16 protein-coding genes and 1 pseudogene are annotated in these 18,870 nt (G+C 73.5%); 13 read left to right on the top strand and 4 right to left on the bottom strand.

Annotated elements, in window-relative coordinates; genetic code table 11:
• The first annotated feature begins 10 nt into the window (after nucleotides 1-10).
• The 9 genes from ABD369_RS07685 to ABD369_RS07645 all read left to right on the top strand — a co-directional run bounded on the left by ABD369_RS07685 (nucleotide 11) and on the right by ABD369_RS07645 (nucleotide 8,780).
• Nucleotides 11-325: a (2Fe-2S)-binding protein gene (locus tag ABD369_RS07685; protein WP_344635484.1), complete on the top strand. Its 315-nt coding sequence runs from the start codon at nucleotides 11-13 to the stop codon at nucleotides 323-325.
• Complete coding sequence (locus ABD369_RS07680; RefSeq protein ID WP_425557553.1) at nucleotides 306-1,763, top strand: FAD/NAD(P)-dependent oxidoreductase; 1,458 nt, start codon at nucleotides 306-308, stop codon at nucleotides 1,761-1,763. The genes ABD369_RS07685 and ABD369_RS07680 overlap by 20 nt, the downstream gene beginning before the upstream one ends.
• A gap of 159 nt (nucleotides 1,764-1,922) precedes the next feature.
• Entirely contained in the window at nucleotides 1,923-2,786 is an 864-nt protein-coding gene (locus tag ABD369_RS07675; RefSeq protein ID WP_344635711.1) for a dihydrodipicolinate synthase family protein, read from the top strand.
• Nucleotides 2,787-2,817: 31 nt separating this feature from the next.
• Nucleotides 2,818-3,822 (top strand): proline racemase family protein, encoded by a 1,005-nt coding sequence (locus ABD369_RS07670; RefSeq protein WP_344635483.1) that lies wholly within the window; start codon nucleotides 2,818-2,820, stop codon nucleotides 3,820-3,822.
• A gap of 116 nt (nucleotides 3,823-3,938) precedes the next feature.
• On the top strand, nucleotides 3,939-5,318 hold the full coding sequence (locus ABD369_RS07665; RefSeq protein WP_344635482.1) for an aldehyde dehydrogenase family protein: 1,380 nt from the start codon (nucleotides 3,939-3,941) through the stop codon (nucleotides 5,316-5,318).
• Nucleotides 5,315-6,406, top strand: coding sequence for a proline racemase family protein (locus ABD369_RS07660; RefSeq protein WP_344635481.1), 1,092 nt, complete (start codon nucleotides 5,315-5,317; stop codon nucleotides 6,404-6,406). Before ABD369_RS07665 ends, ABD369_RS07660 begins: the two co-directional genes overlap by 4 nt.
• A complete protein-coding gene (locus ABD369_RS07655) occupies nucleotides 6,403-7,335 on the top strand; it encodes an ornithine cyclodeaminase family protein (RefSeq protein WP_344635480.1) in 933 nt (310 codons plus the stop codon). The genes ABD369_RS07660 and ABD369_RS07655 overlap by 4 nt, the downstream gene beginning before the upstream one ends.
• Before the next feature lie 46 nt (nucleotides 7,336-7,381).
• Complete coding sequence (locus tag ABD369_RS07650) at nucleotides 7,382-8,092, top strand: GntR family transcriptional regulator (RefSeq protein ID WP_344635479.1); 711 nt, start codon at nucleotides 7,382-7,384, stop codon at nucleotides 8,090-8,092.
• 91 nt (nucleotides 8,093-8,183) lie between these two features.
• On the top strand, nucleotides 8,184-8,780 hold the full coding sequence (locus tag ABD369_RS07645) for a Uma2 family endonuclease (RefSeq protein WP_344635478.1): 597 nt from the start codon (nucleotides 8,184-8,186) through the stop codon (nucleotides 8,778-8,780).
• A 7-nt stretch (nucleotides 8,781-8,787) separates the two neighbouring features.
• Here the strand turns inward: ABD369_RS07645 and ABD369_RS07640 are convergent, their stop codons facing one another.
• Together ABD369_RS07640 and ABD369_RS07635 are read right to left on the bottom strand one after the other, a co-directional pair.
• Complete coding sequence (locus ABD369_RS07640) at nucleotides 8,788-9,483, bottom strand: ABC transporter ATP-binding protein (protein WP_344635477.1); 696 nt, start codon at nucleotides 9,481-9,483, stop codon at nucleotides 8,788-8,790.
• A 61-nt stretch (nucleotides 9,484-9,544) separates the two neighbouring features.
• Nucleotides 9,545-10,681: an ABC transporter permease gene (locus ABD369_RS07635; protein ID WP_425557552.1), complete on the bottom strand. Its 1,137-nt coding sequence runs from the start codon at nucleotides 10,679-10,681 to the stop codon at nucleotides 9,545-9,547.
• Nucleotides 10,682-10,792: 111 nt separating this feature from the next.
• Between ABD369_RS07635 and ABD369_RS07630 the strand changes: the two genes are divergently transcribed.
• Nucleotides 10,793-12,025: a sensor histidine kinase gene (locus ABD369_RS07630; RefSeq protein ID WP_344635476.1), complete on the top strand. Its 1,233-nt coding sequence runs from the start codon at nucleotides 10,793-10,795 to the stop codon at nucleotides 12,023-12,025.
• The gene (locus ABD369_RS07625; RefSeq protein ID WP_344635475.1) at nucleotides 12,022-12,654 is read left to right on the top strand and encodes a response regulator; all 633 of its coding nucleotides are present in this window, start codon (nucleotides 12,022-12,024) and stop codon (nucleotides 12,652-12,654) included. The genes ABD369_RS07630 and ABD369_RS07625 overlap by 4 nt, the downstream gene beginning before the upstream one ends.
• A 259-nt stretch (nucleotides 12,655-12,913) precedes the next feature.
• On the opposite strand, the pseudogene ABD369_RS07620 reads toward ABD369_RS07625, so the two are convergent.
• Nucleotides 12,914-13,120: pseudogene (locus tag ABD369_RS07620) on the bottom strand (tyrosine-type recombinase/integrase); the annotation flags it as partial.
• A gap of 123 nt (nucleotides 13,121-13,243) precedes the next feature.
• Here ABD369_RS07620 and ABD369_RS07615 point away from each other — a divergent pair.
• Nucleotides 13,244-14,278, top strand: coding sequence for a nitronate monooxygenase (locus ABD369_RS07615; protein WP_344635474.1), 1,035 nt, complete (start codon nucleotides 13,244-13,246; stop codon nucleotides 14,276-14,278).
• A 66-nt stretch (nucleotides 14,279-14,344) separates the two neighbouring features.
• Here the strand turns inward: ABD369_RS07615 and ABD369_RS07610 are convergent, their stop codons facing one another.
• Nucleotides 14,345-15,793, bottom strand: coding sequence for an aminopeptidase P family protein (locus tag ABD369_RS07610; RefSeq protein WP_344635473.1), 1,449 nt, complete (start codon nucleotides 15,791-15,793; stop codon nucleotides 14,345-14,347).
• Nucleotides 15,794-16,092: 299 nt separating this feature from the next.
• On the opposite strand from ABD369_RS07610, the gene ABD369_RS07605 reads away from it, so the two are divergent.
• Nucleotides 16,093-18,498, top strand: a complete 2,406-nt coding sequence (locus ABD369_RS07605; protein ID WP_344635472.1) for a collagenase — start codon at nucleotides 16,093-16,095, stop codon at nucleotides 18,496-18,498.
• Nucleotides 18,499-18,870 lie beyond the last annotated feature (372 nt).

Raw genomic sequence — 18,870 nt, 5'->3', positions numbered from 1 at the left:
CGGAGACAGCATGCGCCGGACCCCTGCCCGGCAGGCCGGGGCGCGGCCCGAGGCCGCGTACGGCATCGAGTTCGACGGCCGGGAGCTGCCCGCGCTGCCCGGCCAGAGCATCGCCGCCGTGCTCTGGGCGCAGAACATCCTGGCCTGGCGCACCACCAGGTCCGGCGGCCGCCCGCGGGGCGCGTTCTGCGGGATCGGGGTCTGCTTCGACTGCCTGGCCACCGTCAACGGCCGGCCCAACCAGCGGACCTGCCTGCTGCCCGCGCAGCCCGGCGACACCGTCACCACCCAGGAGGGCCACGGCCGTGCCGACCTCGTCGTCTGAGTCCCCTCGCCCCCGGCGCCCGAAGTCCGAGGCGGCCGGCCGCGCCGGGGGCGAGGTCTACGACCTGGCCGTGATCGGGGCCGGGCCGGCCGGGCTCGCCGCCGCCGTGACCGCCGCCGAGCTGGGGTTGCGCTGCGCGTTGGTGGACGCGGGCCCCCGGCCGGGCGGCCAGTACTACCGGCACCCGGCGCCCGGGCTCGGTGCCGCGCACCCCGAGCGGATGCACCACGGCTGGCCCGCCTTCGCCCGGCTGTCCGGCCGCCTGGCGGCGCACACCCGCGCCGGGCGCCTCGACTATCTGACGCACCATCAGGTCTGGGTGCTCGAACGCGGTGAGACCTGGCGCCTGCACGCCACCCTCGGCCCCGAGCGGGTCGGGGTCGAGGGCCGGTCCGTGGTCGCGGCGCGTTCGGTGTTGCTCGCCACCGGTGCGTACGAGCGCCAACTGCCCTTCCCCGGCTGGACGTTGCCGGGTGTGGTGACGGCGGGTGGCGCGCAGGCGATGCTGAAGTCCTCCCTGGTGCTGCCCGGCCGCCGGATCGTGGTTGCGGGCAGCGGTCCGCTGCTGCTCGCCGCCGCGTCCTCGCTGGTGAGTGCGGGAGCCGAAGTCCCCGCCGTGGTCGAGGCCACCGACTACCTGCACTACGCCCGAGGCCTGCGCACCCTCGCCGCCAACCCGGCCAAGCTGGCCGAGGGAGCAGGGCACGCTGCGGCCCTGCTCCGGCACGGGGTACGGCTGCGGCGCGGCGGCGCGGTCGTCGAGGCGCACGGCACGGACCGGCTGACGGCCGTGACGGTGGCCCGGCTGGACCGCGACTGGCGGCCGATCCCCGGCACCGGCCGGCGGATCCGCTGTGACGCGCTGGCGGTCGGCCACGGCCTGGTGCCGCAGATCGAGCTCGCCACCGAACTCGGCGCCCGGACCCGGCTCGCCCCCGACGGCACCCTCGCGCTGGCCGTGGACGACGGGCTGCGCACCAGCCTGCCGGGGCTGTGGGCGGCCGGTGAGACCTGCGGTGTCGGCGGTGCCGATCTCGCCATCGCCGAGGGTGAGTCGGCGGCCCGGGTGATCGCCGGCCGGCCGGTGCCGTCCGCGCTGCGCGCGTTCCGGCGGCGCCGGCGCGCCTTCGCGGAGCTGATGGCCGCGGCACACCGGCCGGGCCCCGGCTGGCCGGAGTGGCTGAGCCCGCAGACCGAGGTGTGCCGCTGCGAGGAGGTGCCGGCAGCGCGGATCCGGGAGGCGGTCGAGGAACTCGGCGCGGCGGACGCCCGTACCGTCAAGCTGCTCACCAGGGCCGGGATGGGGTGGTGCCAGGGGCGGATGTGCGGACCCGCGGTCGCCTGCCTGGCCGGGGGCGGTCCGGCCCGGGCCGACAGTCGACCGCTGGCCTGTCCGGTGCCGCTCGCCCGGTTGGCCGAGCTCGATCCGCCCGGGTAGCGGTACGCACGTGCGGGGGCGGCGCCGCGGTGAGCGAGCGGAGCCCCCGCACACCCCCGGGGCCTGACCGTCGTTGCGTTGAAATATCTCATCTCACAAGGGAGTTGTTGCCCCGTGTCCCTCGCCACACACGAGCCCGCCCGTCCCTGGCGCGGCATCATGGTCGCCACCGCCCTGCCGCTGCGCGAAGACCTCTCGGTGGACTACGACGCGTATGCCGAGCACGTCCGCTGGCTGATCGACTCCGGATGCGACGGCGTCGTCCCCAACGGCTCGCTCGGCGAGTACCAGACCCTCACCGACGAGGAGCGCGCCCGGGTGGTCGCCACCGCGGTCGAGGCGGCGGGCGACGGCTCGCGGGTGATGCCCGGGGTCGCCGCGTACGGCAGCGCCGAGTCGCGCCGCTGGGCGGAGCAGGCCGCCGAGGCGGGGGCCGGGTCGGTGCTGCTGCTGCCGCCGAACGCCTTCCGGGCCGACGCGGACGCCGTGAGCGCCCACTACGCCGAGGTGGCGCGGGTCGGGGTGCCGGTCGTCGCGTACAACAACCCGTACGACACCAAGGTCGACCTGGTGCCCGAGCTGCTCGCCCGGCTGCACGGGGAGGGTTCGATCGTGGCGGTCAAGGAGTTCAGCGGCGACGTCCGGCGAGCCTACGAGATCGCCGAACTGGCGCCCGGCCTGGACCTGTTGATCGGCGCCGACGACGTGCTGCTGGAGCTGGCGCTGGCCGGTGCCGTCGGCTGGATCGCCGGCTACCCGAACGCGCTGCCGCAGGCGAGCGTCCGGCTGTTCAGGGCCGCCGTCGCCGGTGACCTGGAGGCGGCCCGGCCGCTCTACCGGGCGCTGCACCCGCTGCTGCGCTGGGATTCCAGAACCGAGTTCGTCCAGGCCATCAAGCTGTCGATGGAGATCGTGGGACGTCCCGGCGGCCCGACCCGTCCGCCCCGGCTGCCGCTTGCGCCGAAGGCCGAGGCGACGGTGCGGGCCGCGACCGAGAAAGCCGTCGCCGAGGGCCTGGACTGACCGGACGCCGATTCGAGCCAGAGGGGGTTGCATGCGCAGCCGTCATGTCTTCCACGCCGTCGACTCGCACACCGAGGGCATGCCGACCCGGGTGATCACCGGCGGGTTCGCCACCATCCCGGGCGCCACCATGGCCGAGCGCCGGCTGCACTTCCAGCGGCACCTGGACCACTTCCGGACCCTGCTGATGTACGAGCCGCGCGGCCACGCCGCGATGAGCGGGGCGATCCTGCAGCCGCCCACCCGTCCCGACGCCGACTTCGGGGTCCTCTACATCGAGGTCTCCGGGCTGCTGCCGATGTGCGGGCACGGCACCATCGGAGTGGCCACCGTGCTGGTGGAGACGGGCATGGTGCCGGTGGTGGAGCCGGTCACCACGGTCCGGCTCGACACCCCGGCCGGTCTGGTGGTGGCCGAGGTGCGGGTGCGGGACGGCGAGGCGACGGCGGTCACCATCCGCAACGTGCCGTCGTTCTCGGTCGCGCTGGACCGGAAGGCGGAGGTGCCCGGCCGCGGCACGGTGACGTACGACCTCGCGTACGGCGGCAACTTCTACGCGATCCTGCCGCTCGCCGAGTTCGGGCTGCCGTTCGAGCGGGCGCGCAAGCAGGAGATCCTGGAGGCCGGGCTGGCCCTGATGGCGGCCGTCAACGCGAGCGAGGACCGGCCGGTGCACCCCGAGGACCCGGGGATCCACGGCTGCCACCACGTCCAGCTGCTCGCGCCGGGCTCCACCGCCGAGCGGTCGCGGCACGCGATGGCCATCCACCCCGGCTGGTTCGACCGGTCGCCCTGTGGCACGGGGACCTCCGCGCGGATGGCCCAGCTGCACGCGCGTGGTGAACTACCGCTGGGGCGGGACTTCGTGAACGAGTCCTTCATCGGGACCGGCTTCACCGGGCGGCTGGTCGAGGAGACCGAGGTGGCGGGGCTGCCCGCCGTCGTGCCCACGGTCACCGGACGGGCCTGGATCACCGGGACGGCCCAGTACTTCCTCGACCCGAGTGATCCGTTCCCGGCGGGCTTCCTGCTCTGACCCACCGCCTGGCGCTCCGACCCACCGCCCGGCGCTCCGACCCACCGCCCGGCGAGCGCGCGAGAGGCGCGCCGGCCCTCGCGCCGCCGGGCCGGCCACTACCGAAAGGCTCTGCTGTGACTGTCAGTTCGTACAACCCCGCCGACCCGGCGGACCTGGTGGTCTCCGTCGAGATCCCCGGCGCCGCCGGGACGGCCGCCGCGGTGGACCGGGCGCGGGCCGCGCAGCGCGCGTGGTCGGCGGCCGGCGCCGCCGCGCGGTCCGCTGCCCTCACACACGCCGCCGAGGCGGTCGAGGCGCATGCCGGCGAGCTGGCCGCGCTGGCCGTACGGGAGGTGGGCAAGCCGCTGGCCGAGGCCCGCGGCGAGGTCGCCAGGACGGCCGCGATCTGGCGGTACTACGCGCAGGCTCCGTACGCGCCCTCGGGGGCCGTGCACGAACCGGCCGCCGGGGAGGGGCTGTTGCTCACCAGGCGCCGGCCGTACGGGGTCGCCGGGCTGATCACCCCGTGGAACTTCCCGCTGGCCATTCCCAGTTGGAAGGCCGCGCCGGCGCTGGCCGTCGGCAACACGGTGGTGCTCAAGCCCGCGCCGGAGGGCACGGCCTGCGCACTGCGGCTGGCCGAGCTGGCAGGCCTGCCGGAGGGCGTCCTGACGGTGGTGCCCGGCGGTGCGGCGGAGGGTGCCGCGCTGGTCGGGGCGGCCGACGTGGTCTCCTTCACCGGATCGACCGCGGTCGGGCAGGCCGTGATCGCGGCCGGCACCGCGCGCGGGGTGCCCGTTCAGGCCGAGCTGGGCGGGTTGAACGCGGCCATCGTGCTGCCCGACGCGGACTTCGGCCGAGCGGCGGCCGACCTAGCCGCCGCGATCGCCGGGTACGCGGGCCAGAAGTGCACCGCCACCAGCCGGGTGATCGCGATCGGTGACGCGTACGGGCCGCTGGTCGAGGCGCTGGTCAAGGCGCTGGCCGCCACGGTGGCCGGAGACCCGGGCGACCCGGGTACGGTCTGCGGGCCGGTGGTGAACGCCGCCGCGCTGGTCAGGCTGACCGGTGCGATCGACTCCGCGCGGGTGGCCGGGGCCGAGGTGCTCACCGGCGGCGGCCGGGTGGACCGGCCAGGATGGTTCGTCGAACCGACCCTGCTGGCCCAAGTGCCCGCGGGACACCCGCTGTTGAGCGAGGAGTTCTTCGGGCCGGTAGCCGTCGTGCTGCCCGCCGCCGACCTGGACGAGGCGGTCGCCATCGCCAACAGCACCCCGCACACCCTGGCCGCCTCGGTGCACACCGGCGACCTGGACGCCGCCCTCGCCGCCGCCGACCGACTGGACGCGGGCATGATCCGGGTCAACGCGCCGTCCACCGGGGTGGACTTCCATCTGCCGTTCGGCGGGACGAAGTCGGCCGGTCACGGGGCGCGGGAGCAGGGGCAGGCGGTGCTCGACTTCTTCACCGCGAGCCGGACGGTGACCCTCCTGCCGGCGGGGCCGGCGCGATGAGCACGCCGCACGGCCAGACGGCACCCGGGGAGCGGGAAGCAGTCGGGCGGAGCCCCGGGGGCGCGGGGCTCCGCCGGGTCGAGGCCGTCGACTACCACACGGCCGGGGAGCCGTTCCGGATCGTCGGCAGCGGGCTGCCGCCCGTGCCCGGCGACTCGGTGGCCGAGCGGCGGGCGGTGCTGATCGGGGGAGGCGGTACGACCGCGCCGCGCCCGGGCGAGCTGGAGCGGATCAGGCAGCTGCTGAGCCGGGAACCGCGCGGCCACGCCGGGATGTACGGCGGCTTCGTGGTTCCGCCCGACGACGACGGGGCCCAGCTCGGGGTGCTGTTCTGGCACAAGGACGGCTACTCGACGGCCTGCGGCCACGGGACCATCGCGCTGGGCGCCTGGGCGGTGGACTCCGGGCTGGTCCAGGCACCCGAGGACGGCACGGCCCGGGTGCGGATCGACGTCCCGTCCGGGCGGGTCGGCGCGGCAGTTCACCGCAGCGGCGGCCGGACCACCGCCGTGACCTTCCGCAACGTGCCGACCCGGATCACCGCCCGCGGTCTGCCGGTCGACACCTCACGCGGCCGGGTCGCGGTCGACCTCGCGCACTCGGGCGCCTGCTACGCCTCCGTGCGCGCCGCCGACCTCGGACTGGAGGTCGACACCGCCCGCCTGCCCGAACTCACCGCGATCGGACGGGAGATCCGGGCCGCCCTCGCCGAGGAGCCCGCCGCCCGGCACCCGGTGGACGCCAGGCTCTCGGGCGTCTACGGGGTGATCCTCCACGAGGAACTCGACGACACCCCGGCGGGCCCGAGCCAGCGCAACGTCACCGTCTTCGCCGACGGTCAGATCGACCGCTCCCCGTGCGGCTCCGGCACCTCGGCCCGGCTCGCGCTGCTCGCCGCCGAGGGACGGCTGGCACCCGGCGAGGAACTGCGCCACGAGTCCGTGATCGGCACGGTCTTCACCGGCCGCCTCGCCGGCACCCGCCCGGACGGGGTGCTCACCGAGATCACCGGTACCGCCCACCGCACCGGCGAGCACCGCTTCCTGCTGGCGCCGGACGACGAGCTCGGGACGGGATTCCTGCTGTGACCCGGCTGCTCCCCGTCGACCTGGCCCCCGCGCAGGCCGTCGCCGCCCTGGAACGCTCCCTGCTGGACGGGGTGGATCCCGAGCGCTGCCCGCCCAGGTCCCATGTCCCGGTCCCGGCAGGCGAGTTGCTGCTGATGCCCGCCGCCGATAGCAGGTACGCGGGCGTGAAGATCGCCGGTGTCGCCCCGGCCAACCCCGGGCGCGGACTGCCCCGGATCACCGGCGGCTACCTGCTGTTGGACGGATCCACGCTGCAGCCGCTGGCGTACTTCGACGGCGCCGCCCTGACCGCCCTGCGCACGCCCGCCGTCACCGCGCTGGCCATGCGGCGGCTGGCGGCACCGGACGCAGGCCACCTGGTGCTGTTCGGCGCCGGACCGCAGGCGTACGGGCACCTGGACGCGCTGCGCACCATCCGCCCGCTGACCCGACTCACCGTGGTCACCCGCAGCGCGGAGTCGGCCGGGCCGCTGGTCGGCTACGCCCGTACGCTCGGGCTGGCCGCCGAGGCGGGGACGCCCGAGGCGGTGGCCGCGGCCGATCTGGTGGTCTGCTGCACCAGTGCGCGCGGCCCGCTCTTCGCCGGAGGGCTGGTGCCCGCGCGCGCGGCCGTGGCGGCCATCGGCTCGCACCGGCCCGACGCCCGTGAGGTGGACACCGCGCTCGTCGTCCGCTCCGCACGGTACGTGGAGGCGCGGGCCGTCGCGCTGCGTGCGGCGGGGGACCTGGTGATCCCGCTCGGCGAAGGCGCCATCGCGGCCGGCGAGCCGCTTGCTAACCTGTCAGAACTGGTGCGCGGCACGGCAGTTGTGCCCCAGGGGCGGCCGAGGTTCTTCAAGAGCATCGGGATGGCCTGGCAGGACCTGGCGGTCGCGGCGGCGCAGTACGAAGCGGTGCGGGCGCGGGAGACGGTTCCGCCGTCACCGTAACGTGACATTGTACAATGGTGTCCTGTTGAACCACCGGAGGAACACCATGGCCGACCTCAAGCCCCGCACCCTCATCTCCGTCCAGGAGCGGCTGCGCGACCAGGTCGCCCATGCGCTGCGGGCCGCGCTGATCTCCGGTGAGCTGCGTCCCGGTGTGGTCTACTCGGCCCCCGCGCTGGCCGCCGACTTCGGGGTCTCGGCGACGCCGGTCCGCGAGGCGATGCTGGACCTCGCCCGCGAGGGGCTGGTCGAGGCCGTCCGCAACAAGGGCTTCCGGGTCACCGAGCTGACCGAGCGCGACCTGGACGACTTCACCGAGATCCGCGCCCTGATCGAGGTCCCCACCGTGGGCCGGGTCACCCGCACCGCCTCCGCCGAACAGCTGAAGGCCCTGCGACCCGAGGCCGAGGCCATCGTCACGGCGGCCCGGGCGCACGACCTGATCGGCTACCTGGAGGCCGACCGCCGCTTCCACCTCGGCCTGCTCGGCCTGGCGGGCAACGCCCGGCTGGTCGAGACGGTCGGCGAGCTGCGCAAGCGCTCCCGCCTCTACGGCCTCACCCGGCTCGACCAGCGCGGCGAGCTGGTCTCCTCCGCCGAGGAGCACCTGGCACTCCTCGACCTGATGATCTCCGGCGACGCCGAGGCCGCCGAGCAGTGCATGGCCCGCCACCTCGGCCACGTCCGGTCCCTGTGGGCGTCCGGCCAGGCGGAGGCGGCCGGGGAGCGCCCGGCGCTGCGGCTCGGTGCACGGTGATCCCGATCGGGTGAACCGTCGGGAATCGGGCCGGTCGTCCGGCCGCGGCCTACGATGATTCCACTCGACACAGGCAGCCAGGAGGAATCCCATGTCCGCCGCAGCAGTGGAAGAGCCGATCGAGCAGCCGAGCCTGCTCGAAGTCGCCGACAAGATCTCCGATCAGCTGGTGGGCCACCGAGTCGAGATCATCGGGAGCGAGATCACAGTGACGCCACCGGCCGACGGACCTCACGGCGACACCCTGACCGACATCATGATCCCGTTCCTGGCGGCGGGGCTTCATGGCGAGCGAACCAGAGTGATCCAGGCCATCGGCATCTGGCTTCCGGACGGTCCGTCCGACTTCGCGATTCCGGATCTGGCGGTGGTCGACTCCGACTACGGTGACCACAAGGTCGAGTTCAACTGCTACGACCCCGCGGTCTTCCGGCTGGTGCTGGAGGTCACGTCCTCGAACCTGAGCAGCGATCTCAAGAGGAAGCCCGCGGCGTATGCGCAGGCCGGCGTACCGGTGTACGTGATCGCCGATCGCAAGAACCGCAGGGTGATGGTGCTCACCGATCCGCATGACGGCGAGTACCGAGTTCACGCGGTGCACCATCCGGGTCAGTCGTTCGAACTGCCGGAGTCGGTCGGCGCCAAGGTGACGCTGTCCGTGGACAGCGTCCTCGGCCCCGAGAAGTAGTCGCCGCTCAGCGCAGCCGCCCGTCCTGCATCTCCAGCACCCGGTCCACCCGGCCCAGCAGGTCGCGGTCGTGGGTGACCATGACGGTCGCGGTGCCGTGGGTGCGGGTGACCTCGGCCAGCAGGTCGACGATCTGGGCGCCGCGCTCGTGGTCGAGCGCGGAGGTGGGCTCGTCCACCAGCAGGACGGACGGGCTGCCGAACAGAGCACGGGCGATGTTGACGCGCTGGCGTTCGCCGCCGGAGAGCTGGTGCGGGCGGCGCTGCTGCTTGGCGCCGTCCAGGCCGACCGAGGCGAGCAGCTCCTCGGCGCGCCGGCGGGCGGTTCTCACCCGGCCGCCGCGTACCGACTCCAGGACCAGCAGCTGTTCCACCGCCGTCAGCGAGGCCAGCAGATTGGACTGCTGGAAGACGATGCCCAGCCGCTCGCGGCGCAGCGCCGTACGCGCGCCGGGGCCGAGCGCACCCGCGTCCTGGCCGTCCACCAGGACCTGCCCGCTGTCCGGGCGCAGCAGGGTCGCCGCGACCGCCAGCAGGCTGGACTTGCCCGAGCCCGAGGGCCCGGCGACGGCGGTGAACTCGCCCGGGGCGACTTCGAGGTTCACCCGGTCGAGCGCGGTCAGGCGATTCTCGCCGTCTGGGTAGGTCAGGGTCACCTCGTGCAGGGCGAGGCCGGTGCGGGTCTTGACTTCGGAGAGGGTCATTTCGGTTGGACTCCAGGGAAGTTGGGGCGGCTGGGCGTGCGGTGGGTTCGGCACCGGCGGTTCAGCGACTGGCGCCGAGGGCGGCCAGCGGGTCGACGGCGGTGATCCGGCGGACGGCCAGGACCGCGCCGAGGAGGCCGAGCAGCACCATCACCGCCACCGGTACGGCCACGCTCAGCACGCTCACGTCGAACGGCACCGCCGAGGCCGCGAACACCCCGCCCACTGCTCCCGCGAGTCCGCCCAGCACCGCCCCGCCGAACAGGACGGCCGCCGCCTGCGCCAGCGCGTCCCGGACCAGGTAGGCGCTGCTCGCGCCGACCGCCTTGAGCACGGCGATGTCCGGCTTGCGCTGCACCGTCCAGACCGTGAAGAAGGCCCCCACCACCAGCGCGCTCACCACGAACAGGAAGCCCTGGATCATCTGCAGGCTGCCCTGTTCGGCGTCGAAGCCGTTGATCCCGGAGAGCGAGTCCGCGAGGGACACCGTCTTCGTCCCCTGGGCGGCGTCCAGTGCACCGGGCCCGGCGCCGGAGGCGGTGCTCAGGGCGAGCGCGGTCGGCTGGTTCTGACCGCTCAGCTGCTCCCAGGTGGACAGGGTGGTCCAGACCGTCGGCGCGTGCGAGAACGAGCGCTGCTCGGTGATGCCGGAGACGGTCAGCTTCTCCGGGCCGACCTGCACCTGCGCGCCGGGCGCCAGGTGGTACGCCGCCGCCGTGTCGCTGCCCACGGCCAGCTGGCCCTCAGCCGGGGCGCTGCCGGACTTCAGCGGCGGCAGCAGCGCGGCGTCCGTCCCCAGCACGCTCACCGAGGTGGCAGCCTCGCTCGCAGTCAGCCTGGTCAGCGACAGCCCGAGCGGCCTGGCCGAGGACACGCCGGGTGCGCTCGCGAACGCGGCGGCCTGGGCGGGGGAGACGGTGCTGTTGCTGAACGAGACCGTGGGTGCGGCGCCGGCCGGGGCACCGAACACGATCCGGTCGGCCCGCAGACCGGTGATGGTGGAGGACGCGGCGGAGGCGAGGCCGCCGGTCAGTCCGTAGAGGAAGACGACCAGGGTGGTTATCAGAGTGACTACCGCGCCCATCAGGGCGAAGCGGCCCTTGGCGAATTGGATGTCTCGCAGTGCGACGAACACGGGGACCTTCCCGGCTGGAGGTGAGTACTCCTCCACCTTGTCGGCGCGGCCAGCCCGTTCCATCAGGGAGAGGGACGGGAGTCAACCCCTGCGGGCGATGCATCCCGAAATACATCGAACGGTTGATGCCGCACCCCGGGGAGCACCGCATCCGGGCCCGTACCCTCGGGAGGCGTGACCAGAGAAGCACCACCACCGGCATCCCGGGAGAGCGGACATGCCGCCGTCACCCCCGCCCTGCGGCTGACGAACCTCGCCCTGCACGGGCTGTTCCTCACCCTGCTGGGTGTCCTGGCCGTCCGGGGCGTGCTGACCGGCGGCCTCGGCACCGCCGGCCTGGCCACCGCCGTCCTGCTCGCCGCCGTGTACCTGAGCGGCGGCGCCTTCGAGCGCGTCCGGCGGAGCCGGTGGTGGGCGGCTGCCTGGACGGCCGCCGTGCTGGCGCTCTGGGTGGCGCTGACCCTGCTGCATCCCGAGTTCTGCTACCTGGCGTTCCCGCTCTACTTCGTCTGTCTGCACCTGATGCCCGTTCGCTGGGGCCTGGCGGCCGTCGCCGGGCTCACCGGCATCGTGATCGGTGCCCAGGCCACCACGGAGGGCGGGCTGACCACCGCCAAGGTGCTCGGACCGCTCGCGGGCGCGGCCGTCGCGCTGCTCACCGCCTACGGGTACGCCGCGCTGTACCGGGAGAGCCGGGAGCGGCAGCGGCTGATCGACGACCTGGTCAGGGCCAGGGACGAACTCGCCGCCAGCCAGCGGGAGGCCGGGCGGCTCGCCGAGCGGCAGCGGCTGGCCCGGGAGATCCACGACACCCTGGCCCAGGGCCTGTCCAGCATCGTGCTGCTGGCCCGCTCGGCGGAGTCGGCGCTGCCACAGGATCCGGCGACGGCGGCGGAGCGGATCCGCGAGGTCGGGCAGACCGCCTCCGCCAACCTCGCCGAGGCCCGCCGGTTCGTCCAGGCACTCACCCCACCCGCGCTGGACGACGCCACCCTCACCGAGGCGCTGCGCCGGCTGGCCGGCGCCGCCGGTGCGGAACTGCGGCTCGACGGCGATCCGTACCCGCTGCCGGTCGAGGCCGAGGTGGCGCTGCTGCGGCTCACCCAGGAGGCGCTGGCGAACGCCGTCCGGCACGCCCGGGCGGGGCGGATCGCGGTGACCCTCAGCTATCTCGACGACGAGGTGACCTTGGACGTGTTCGACGACGGTGTCGGCTTCGACCCGTACGCCCGGCCGGACTCCGGACGGCCGACCTTCGGCCTGCACGGCATGCGCGAGCGGATCGCGGCGCTCGGCGGCCGCCTCACGGTGGAGTCGGCGCCCGGAGAGGGCACCGCCGTCGCGGTCTCGCTGCCGCTGCGGGCGATCGGGACGGCGGAGAGCGTGCTGACGGAGGTGGCGCGGTGATCCGGGTCCTGCTGGTGGACGACCACCCGGTGGTCCGGCGCGGGCTGCGCGCCATGGTGGACGACCTGCCCGAGGTGACCGCCGTGGGCGAGGCAGCGGAGGGCGCGGAGGCGCTGCGGCTGCTGGAGTCGCTGCCGGTCCGTCCCGACGTGGTGCTGATGGACCTGCAGATGGGCAGCGGGATGCACGGGGTCGAGGCGACCCGGCGGATCACCGCGCTGCCCGACCCGCCGGCCGTGCTGATCCTCACCACCTACAGCACCGACGCCGACATCCTCGCCGCCGTCGAGGCCGGGGCGACCGGTTATCTGCTCAAGGACGCCCCGCCCGAGGAGGTGGCCGCCGCCGTGCACGCCGCCGCCCGGGGCGAGACCGTGCTCGCCCCGCCGGTCGCGGCCCGGCTGCTGGGCCGGGTCAGGGCGGGCCGGCCGACCCTCTCCCCGCGCGAGGCGGAGATCCTGCAACTGCTCGCCGAGGGCCTGGCCAACCGCCAGATCTCCAGGCGGCTGTTCATCAGCGAGGCCACCGTCAAGACGCATCTGGTGCACATCTACGACAAGTTGGGCGTCGACAGCCGGACGGGCGCGATCGCGGCCGGACTGGCGAGCGGACTGATCCGGCCGGCGTGAGCGGGGGCGGGGCGCGCCGGTTCTTGGTTCGGGGGCAGCCCCGGTTCCGGTGAGCCGGGGCTGCCTCTCCGGCGGCGCCGCGGAAGGCCGTCGAGCCTGAGGGCGGGTGTCAGGCGCCGCTGGCGACCCTGCCGCGGTTGGTCCAGCCGCCCTTGCCGTCGCCGCCGTTCCAGAAGGCGGCGTCGACGCTGTTGTCGGGGTTGGTGTAAAGGCAGTCGGCGTGGCTGTCGCCGTTGAAGTCGGCGAACCAGACACCGTTGGTCGGCAGGGTGGTGAGGCCGCTGGTGCGGGTGCGTTGGAGGGTACGGCGGATGCTGGCCGTGCCGGCGTCGAGGTCGAGGTCTTCCCAGTGCAGGCCGAGGAGTTCGCCCTTGCGTGGTCCGGTGCGGAGCGCGAGCTCGAACAGGGCCTGCACTCGGTGCCCGTTGGTGGAGGTGGGGAAGGTGCGAGCCTCGTCGGCGGTGAGGGAATTCGCCCCGCTGCTCGACCAATTCACCGAGCAGGCCGAACCATGCCGAAGTCTGACGGTTCGTCAGTCAGCTTGGACGTAGGGTGAAGCGAACCGAAATCGGGCGAGGGAGGCATGGCGGTGGCGGATGTGCTGGGGCGGCTTGCGGTTCCGGTGGTGGCCGCGCCGATGGCTGGTGGGGCGTCCACGCCCGCGCTGGTGGCTTCGGTGAACGGTGCGGGCGGTCTGGGGTTCCTGGCGTCCGGCTATCTGACGGCCCGGGCGATGACCGAACAGATCGCCCGGCTGCGGGAGTTGAGCGACCAGCCGTTCGGGCTGAACCTGTTCGTGCCCGGCGAGCCGTCCGACCAGGCGGAGGTGGCCGCCTACCGGGAGCGGCTGCGTCCGGAGGCCGAGCGGCTCGGTGTGGAGCTGCCCGAGCGGATCGCGCCGGACCGGGACGACTGGGACGCCAAGGTCGAGGCGCTGCTGGCCGACCCGGTCCCGGTGGTGTCGTACACCTTCGGGCTGCCGAGTGCGGCGGAGGTGGCGGCGCTGCGGGCGGCGGGCAGTCGGCAGATCGGGACCGTGACCTCGGTCGAGGAGGCCCGCGCGGCGGCCGGGCTGGGGCTGGACGCGCTGGCGGTGCAGGGGCCGGAGGCGGGCGCCCACCGGGGTACCCACCGGGCCCAGGACACGCCGGGGGAGACGCCGCTGCTCGAACTGCTGGCGCAGGTGGGAAAGGAGACCTCGCTGCCGCTGATCGCGGCCGGCGGCCTGGGCGACGGTGCGGCGATCGCCGCCGCACTGGCGGCCGGTGCGGCGGCGGTGCAGCTGGGCACGGCGTTCCTGCGCAGTGACGAGTCGGGCGCGAATGCGGCGTACCGGGCGGCGCTGGTGGACGAGCGCTTCGCCGAGACGGTGGTGACCAGGGCGTTCACCGGCCGTCCGGCACGCGGGCTGCGCAACGCCTTCATCGACCGCTACGAGTCGTACGCGCCTGCCGCCTACCCCGAGGTCCACCACCTGACCCGTCCGCTGCGGGCCGCGGCCGCGGCGCGGGGCGATGCGGACGGGATGCACCTGTGGGCCGGTACCGCCCACGCGCTGGCCCGGAGCGGCCCGGCGGCGGAGATCACCCGGCAGCTGTGGACGGAGGCGGAGGCGGCTCGGTAGGGACCGGTGACGCGGTGCAAGGGCGACGGCCGGACGGAGACGGGACAGCGGTGACTTGGTGGCCCGTCAGGAGAGCAGGGTGCCCATCCACTCCTCGATCGCGGGGACGGTGCGGGGCAGCGCTCCCGACATCAGGCGGGCGCCGTCGGCGGTGATGACGAGGTCGTCCTCGATCCGCACGCCCATGCCGCGGAGTTCCAGGGGCAGGGTCTGGTCATCCGGCTGGAGGTAGAGACCCGGCTCGACGGTGAGGACCATGCCCTCCTCCAGTACGCCGTCGAGGTAGGTCTCCCGCCGCGCTCTGGCGCAGTCGTGAACGTCCAGGCCGAGCATGTGGCCGCTGCTGCAGAGGGTGTAGCGGCGGTAGAGGCCGGAGTCCTCGTGCAGCGCCTCCTCGGCGGACATCCGCAGTACGCCCCACTCGGCCAGCCCCTCGGCGATCACGCGCATGCCCGCCCGGTGGAAGTCGCGGAAGCTCGCGCCGGGTTTCAGGGTCGCGATCGCGGCGTCCTGGGCGGCCAGCACCAGCTGGTAGACGTCCCGTTGGACGGGCGAGAAGGTGCCGCCGAGCGGGAGGGTCCGGGTGATGTCGGCGGTGTACAGGGTGTCGGTCTCCACGCCCGCGTCCAACAGCAGGAGTTGGGTGGGGTCGAGTGGGCCGTCGTTGCGGATCCAGTGCAGTACGCAGGCGTGCGCGCCGGAGGCGACGATGGTCTCGTAGCCGGTGCCGTTGCCCTCGGCGCGGGCGCGCAGGTTGAACGTTCCCTCCAGCCAGCGTTCGCCGCGCCCGTGGCGCAGTGCGGTGGGCAGGGCGCGGACCACGTCCTCGAAGCCGGTGGTGGTGTGGTCGACGGAGAGCTGGAGCTGCTCCACCTCCCAGCGGTCCTTGACCAGTCGCAGTTCGGAGAGGGTGGCGGCGAGCGCGGCGTCCTCGGGTCCGGTGGGCCGGCCGAGTGCCCCGTCCATTCGCGGGTCGACCCCGGCGAGCAGCCGGGTCGGTGGCTGATGGCCGGTCAGCAGCTTCGCCAGGTCGTCCAGATGGGCGGTGCGGATGCCGGTGAGCTGCTCGGTCTCGGCCAGGTCGGGCCGGCGGCCGACCCAGAACTCGCCGTAGCGGCGGTCGCGGTAGAACTCGTCCGCGTACGGGCCCGGGCCGCCACGCGGTGAGCGCGGGCGGACATGGAGCACGGCCTCCCCGTCGGGTTCGATCACCAGGACGTGCCCGACCTGGTCCTCGCCGGTCAGCCCGGTGAGGTGGGCGTAGGCGCTGTGCGGGCGGAAGCGGTGGTCGCAGTCGTTGCTGCGGACCTTCAACTGCCCGGCCGGGACGATGAGTCGCTCGCCGGGGAAGGCAGCGGTGAGTCTGGCCCGGCGGGCCGGGGTGAACCGGTACGCCGCCGCCCGCTGGCCCGATGGCAGGGGAGTGGCGGCCCAGCCGGTGCCCATGAAGGCGCTCAGGGCGGGGCTGACGGGGAGGTCATGGCTGCCGGTGTTGAGCCCGGGGTCGGTGGTCACCTCGGAGGTCCCTTCTGAGCTGCGGCTGTTTACCTTGCGTGAAAGGCGAGTTGACGTCTTGTCAGGACACGGCTCGATAACGGGCCGGCCGCCCACTTGTCTGTGCAATTTCACATTACTATGTTACGGGTCACACCCCAGGGCGCCAGCCCCCCACAGGATCGGACCCTCCCGTCGCCGTACCGCCGCTGTGATCCCCTCTCCGACCGCGGCACGGCCCGGGGCGTGTTCGACGGCGCACCGACGAACAGCTGCACCGCTCCATCCCCCCCACCACCCCCACTCCCACAGGAGCACAGGTGTCAACTACGCACACCACGCGTCGGGTTCTGCTCGCGGCGGCCATCGCGGCGTCCCTGACGCTGCCGGCCGTCCAGACCGCGCAGGCCCTCACCCCGGCGCCAACCGCCTCCACCGCACACACCGCCGCCTCCGCCGCACGCACCGCGGCCACCACGCCGAGGACCGTGCCGACGCCCGACCCCACCGCTTACGACGACGTGGACCACCTCGGCACCGCCGTCGCCAGGACCGGCGCCGCCGCCCCCGCGCCCGGCGGAGGTTCGCTCGGAACCGCGCGGATCCCCGGCGCGCTCCCCGCCCAGGTCGGCCGACCGGCCCCCACCGCGGCCGATCTGACTCCCGCCCCGCACCGGGTGGTTGCCCGTACGGCGGCCGGAGTGCCCTGTACCGTGGACGGCCTGACCGGCCTCGACCCGACGCAGCTGGTGGGGTTCCTCACCGACCCGGCGGTCACCGCCGACGGCTGCCTGAACGGCATCCTGTGGACCTGGGACGCCCGCTTCGCCGGCACCATGGACCAGGCGCACGTCCAGGCCGTCGCCAACCGCATCGCGCAGAGCGCCGGTTCGGACGACGGCACCGGCTCGGTCCACCTGTACGAGCTGTGGACCTTCCTGCACGCCGTGGTCTACCACGACTTCACCCACCCCGAGCTCGGCACCACCGACCCCGCCACCCTCGCCGCCATGCAGCGCGCCATCGACGCCCACACCGCCGGCCCGCACGCCTGGGACACCGCCGACGCGGCCGGCTACACCATGCGCGAACTCGGCATCGTCGCGGGCAGCAGCGGGATGCGCCAGAACAACCTCGGGCTGGTCAAGCGGATCCTCGGCAAGTTCGGCCCCGGCAGTGCGCTAGCCGACAACGCCGCCTGGAGCGGCGCCGCGCTCTCCGCGCTGAACGTCAACTACCTCGGCATCTACAACCAGGACGCGGCCTTCACGGCCGCCGTCGCCGCCGACGCCGACTACCGCGCGGCCTTCCGCTCCTTCGCGAGCGCCGGCTACCTCAAGGGAACCGCCAACGCCTGGCTGGCCCGCGACGCCGTCGCCGAGTACGGCCGGTTCGGCCAGATAGCCTCGCTCAAGGCCGCGGTGACCGCCGACATCGGCCCGCTGCTCGACCTCACCAAGTCCGCCTTCGGGGAGTTCTCCGACCCCTGGGTCAAGGTGGTCGGCTGGGCCAACACCTACGGCGTGTGCGCCCAGTTCGGCGTCTGCACCGACCAGATCGAGGCCCGGATCTTCCCGTACACCTACAAGTACGACAACGGTGCGATCGAGGTGCACACCGCACTCGACAAGGCCACCGTCGACCAGATGTACTACGCCAGCAAGCAGGTGAAGACCCAGTTCTTCCGGGTGTTGGGCACCGACCAGCCGCTCGCCGGCGACGTCAACTCCACACTGCACATCCACCTGTACGCCTCGCGCGCCGACTACGAGGTCTACCACCCGCTGCTCACCGGGATGAGCACCAACAACGGCGGCATCTACATCGAGAACGGCGCCACTTTCTACACCTACCAGCGCCGGGTGCCGCAGGACTCCACCCTCACCCTGGAGGAGCTGTTCCGGCACGAGTACACCCACTACCTCAACGGCCGGTGGGCGGTGCCCGGTTACTTCGGCGACGACCGCTGGTACCACGACGACATGACCACCGCGATGGACGAGGGGACGGCCGAGTTCTTCGACGGCTCCACCCGGGACCAGGGCATCCTGGTGCGCAAGTCGCTGGTCGCCAAGCTCGCCCAGGACGAGGCGGCCGGCATCCCCCGGATGACGGTCAAGGAGCTCATCCACGCCAAGTACAGCGACACGCCGGCGTTCCACTTCTACAACTACGCCGGGACGTTCTTCGAGTTCCTGTGGCAGAAGCACCCCTCGCTGATCCGCGAGATGTACGGCTACCAGCGGGCCGACGACCCGGCCGGCTTCGAGGGCTGGCGGGACAAGGTCTCCGACGACGCCGCGCTGAACGCCGAGTACAGCGCCTTCCTGGACGAGCAGATCAAGAACCTCGACAACCTGTACGTCCCCAGTACCAGTTACGTCGCCGACAACTCGCTGACCTTCGCGTACGCCTCCTCGGTGCAGTCCGCCTTCGCCGCCGCGACCGGTGCCACGCCGGTCTGCAAGAACAACGGCGACTGGAACAACAAGCCGATGCGCTACATCTGCACCGGCAGGATCACCGCCAACCTGTCCGACTCCGCCGACGGCGACGCGGTGTTCAAGGACATGTCGGACACGGTCGACTACTTCCTGCTCAAGCGGACGAAGGGCAGCGTCAACAACTTCGACGACATGAACTGCTACTTCGGCAAGGTCGACATCTGGCCGAACGGCAAGGCCGGCACCGCCGACTACACCTGTGAGGGCCCGCTGCGCCGTTGACCGAGCCCCGGTCGGGCCGCGGCGGCCAGCCGCTCGGCATGCCGCGCCCGACCGGTTTGCAGCCGGCCGCGGACCGGGTACGAGCCCGGCCGGCCGGCGGCGCCGGAGCCCTGGGAGATGCTCGGCGGGTACTCGCCGGGAGCCGGACTCCGGCCGGGCGGTCCGGGGGTTCAGGCGGAGGAGTCGACATTCGCGCGCAGCCGGGTCAGTTCCTCGCGGAGCCAGCGGTGGATCTCGATCAACTCGTCGCCGAACGCACTGAGTCGCTCGTTCGGTCCGATACGGGTTCCCGGGTCCGATCACCCTACCGATCGGACACGACCGAGGTGGGCGTTGGCTCCTGCTGGCCGGTGCACCCGGATGTCGGGAGTG

The sequence above is a fragment of the Kitasatospora cystarginea genome (assembly GCF_039533515.1).
In the GTDB taxonomy this organism is placed as follows: domain Bacteria; phylum Actinomycetota; class Actinomycetes; order Streptomycetales; family Streptomycetaceae; genus Kitasatospora; species Kitasatospora cystarginea.
This window is presented reverse-complemented; position numbering and strand designations above follow the sequence as displayed.

Bases quoted from the DNA above. Each gene is read 5' to 3' on its own strand.
- ABD369_RS07670 (WP_344635483.1), top strand. From the start codon at position 2,818: ATGCGCAGCCGTCATGTCTTCCACGCCGTCGACTCGCACACCGAGGGC.
- ABD369_RS07675 (WP_344635711.1), top strand. From the start codon at position 1,923: ATGGTCGCCACCGCCCTGCCGCTGCGCGAAGACCTCTCGGTGGACTAC.
- ABD369_RS07640 (WP_344635477.1), bottom strand. From the start codon at position 9,483: ATGACCCTCTCCGAAGTCAAGACCCGCACCGGCCTCGCCCTGCACGAG.
- ABD369_RS07685 (WP_344635484.1), top strand. From the start codon at position 11: ATGCGCCGGACCCCTGCCCGGCAGGCCGGGGCGCGGCCCGAGGCCGCG.
- ABD369_RS07635 (WP_425557552.1), bottom strand. From the start codon at position 10,681: ATGGAACGGGCTGGCCGCGCCGACAAGGTGGAGGAGTACTCACCTCCA.
- ABD369_RS07660 (WP_344635481.1), top strand. From the start codon at position 5,315: ATGAGCACGCCGCACGGCCAGACGGCACCCGGGGAGCGGGAAGCAGTC.
- ABD369_RS07650 (WP_344635479.1), top strand. From the start codon at position 7,382: ATGGCCGACCTCAAGCCCCGCACCCTCATCTCCGTCCAGGAGCGGCTG.
- ABD369_RS07645 (WP_344635478.1), top strand. From the start codon at position 8,184: ATGTCCGCCGCAGCAGTGGAAGAGCCGATCGAGCAGCCGAGCCTGCTC.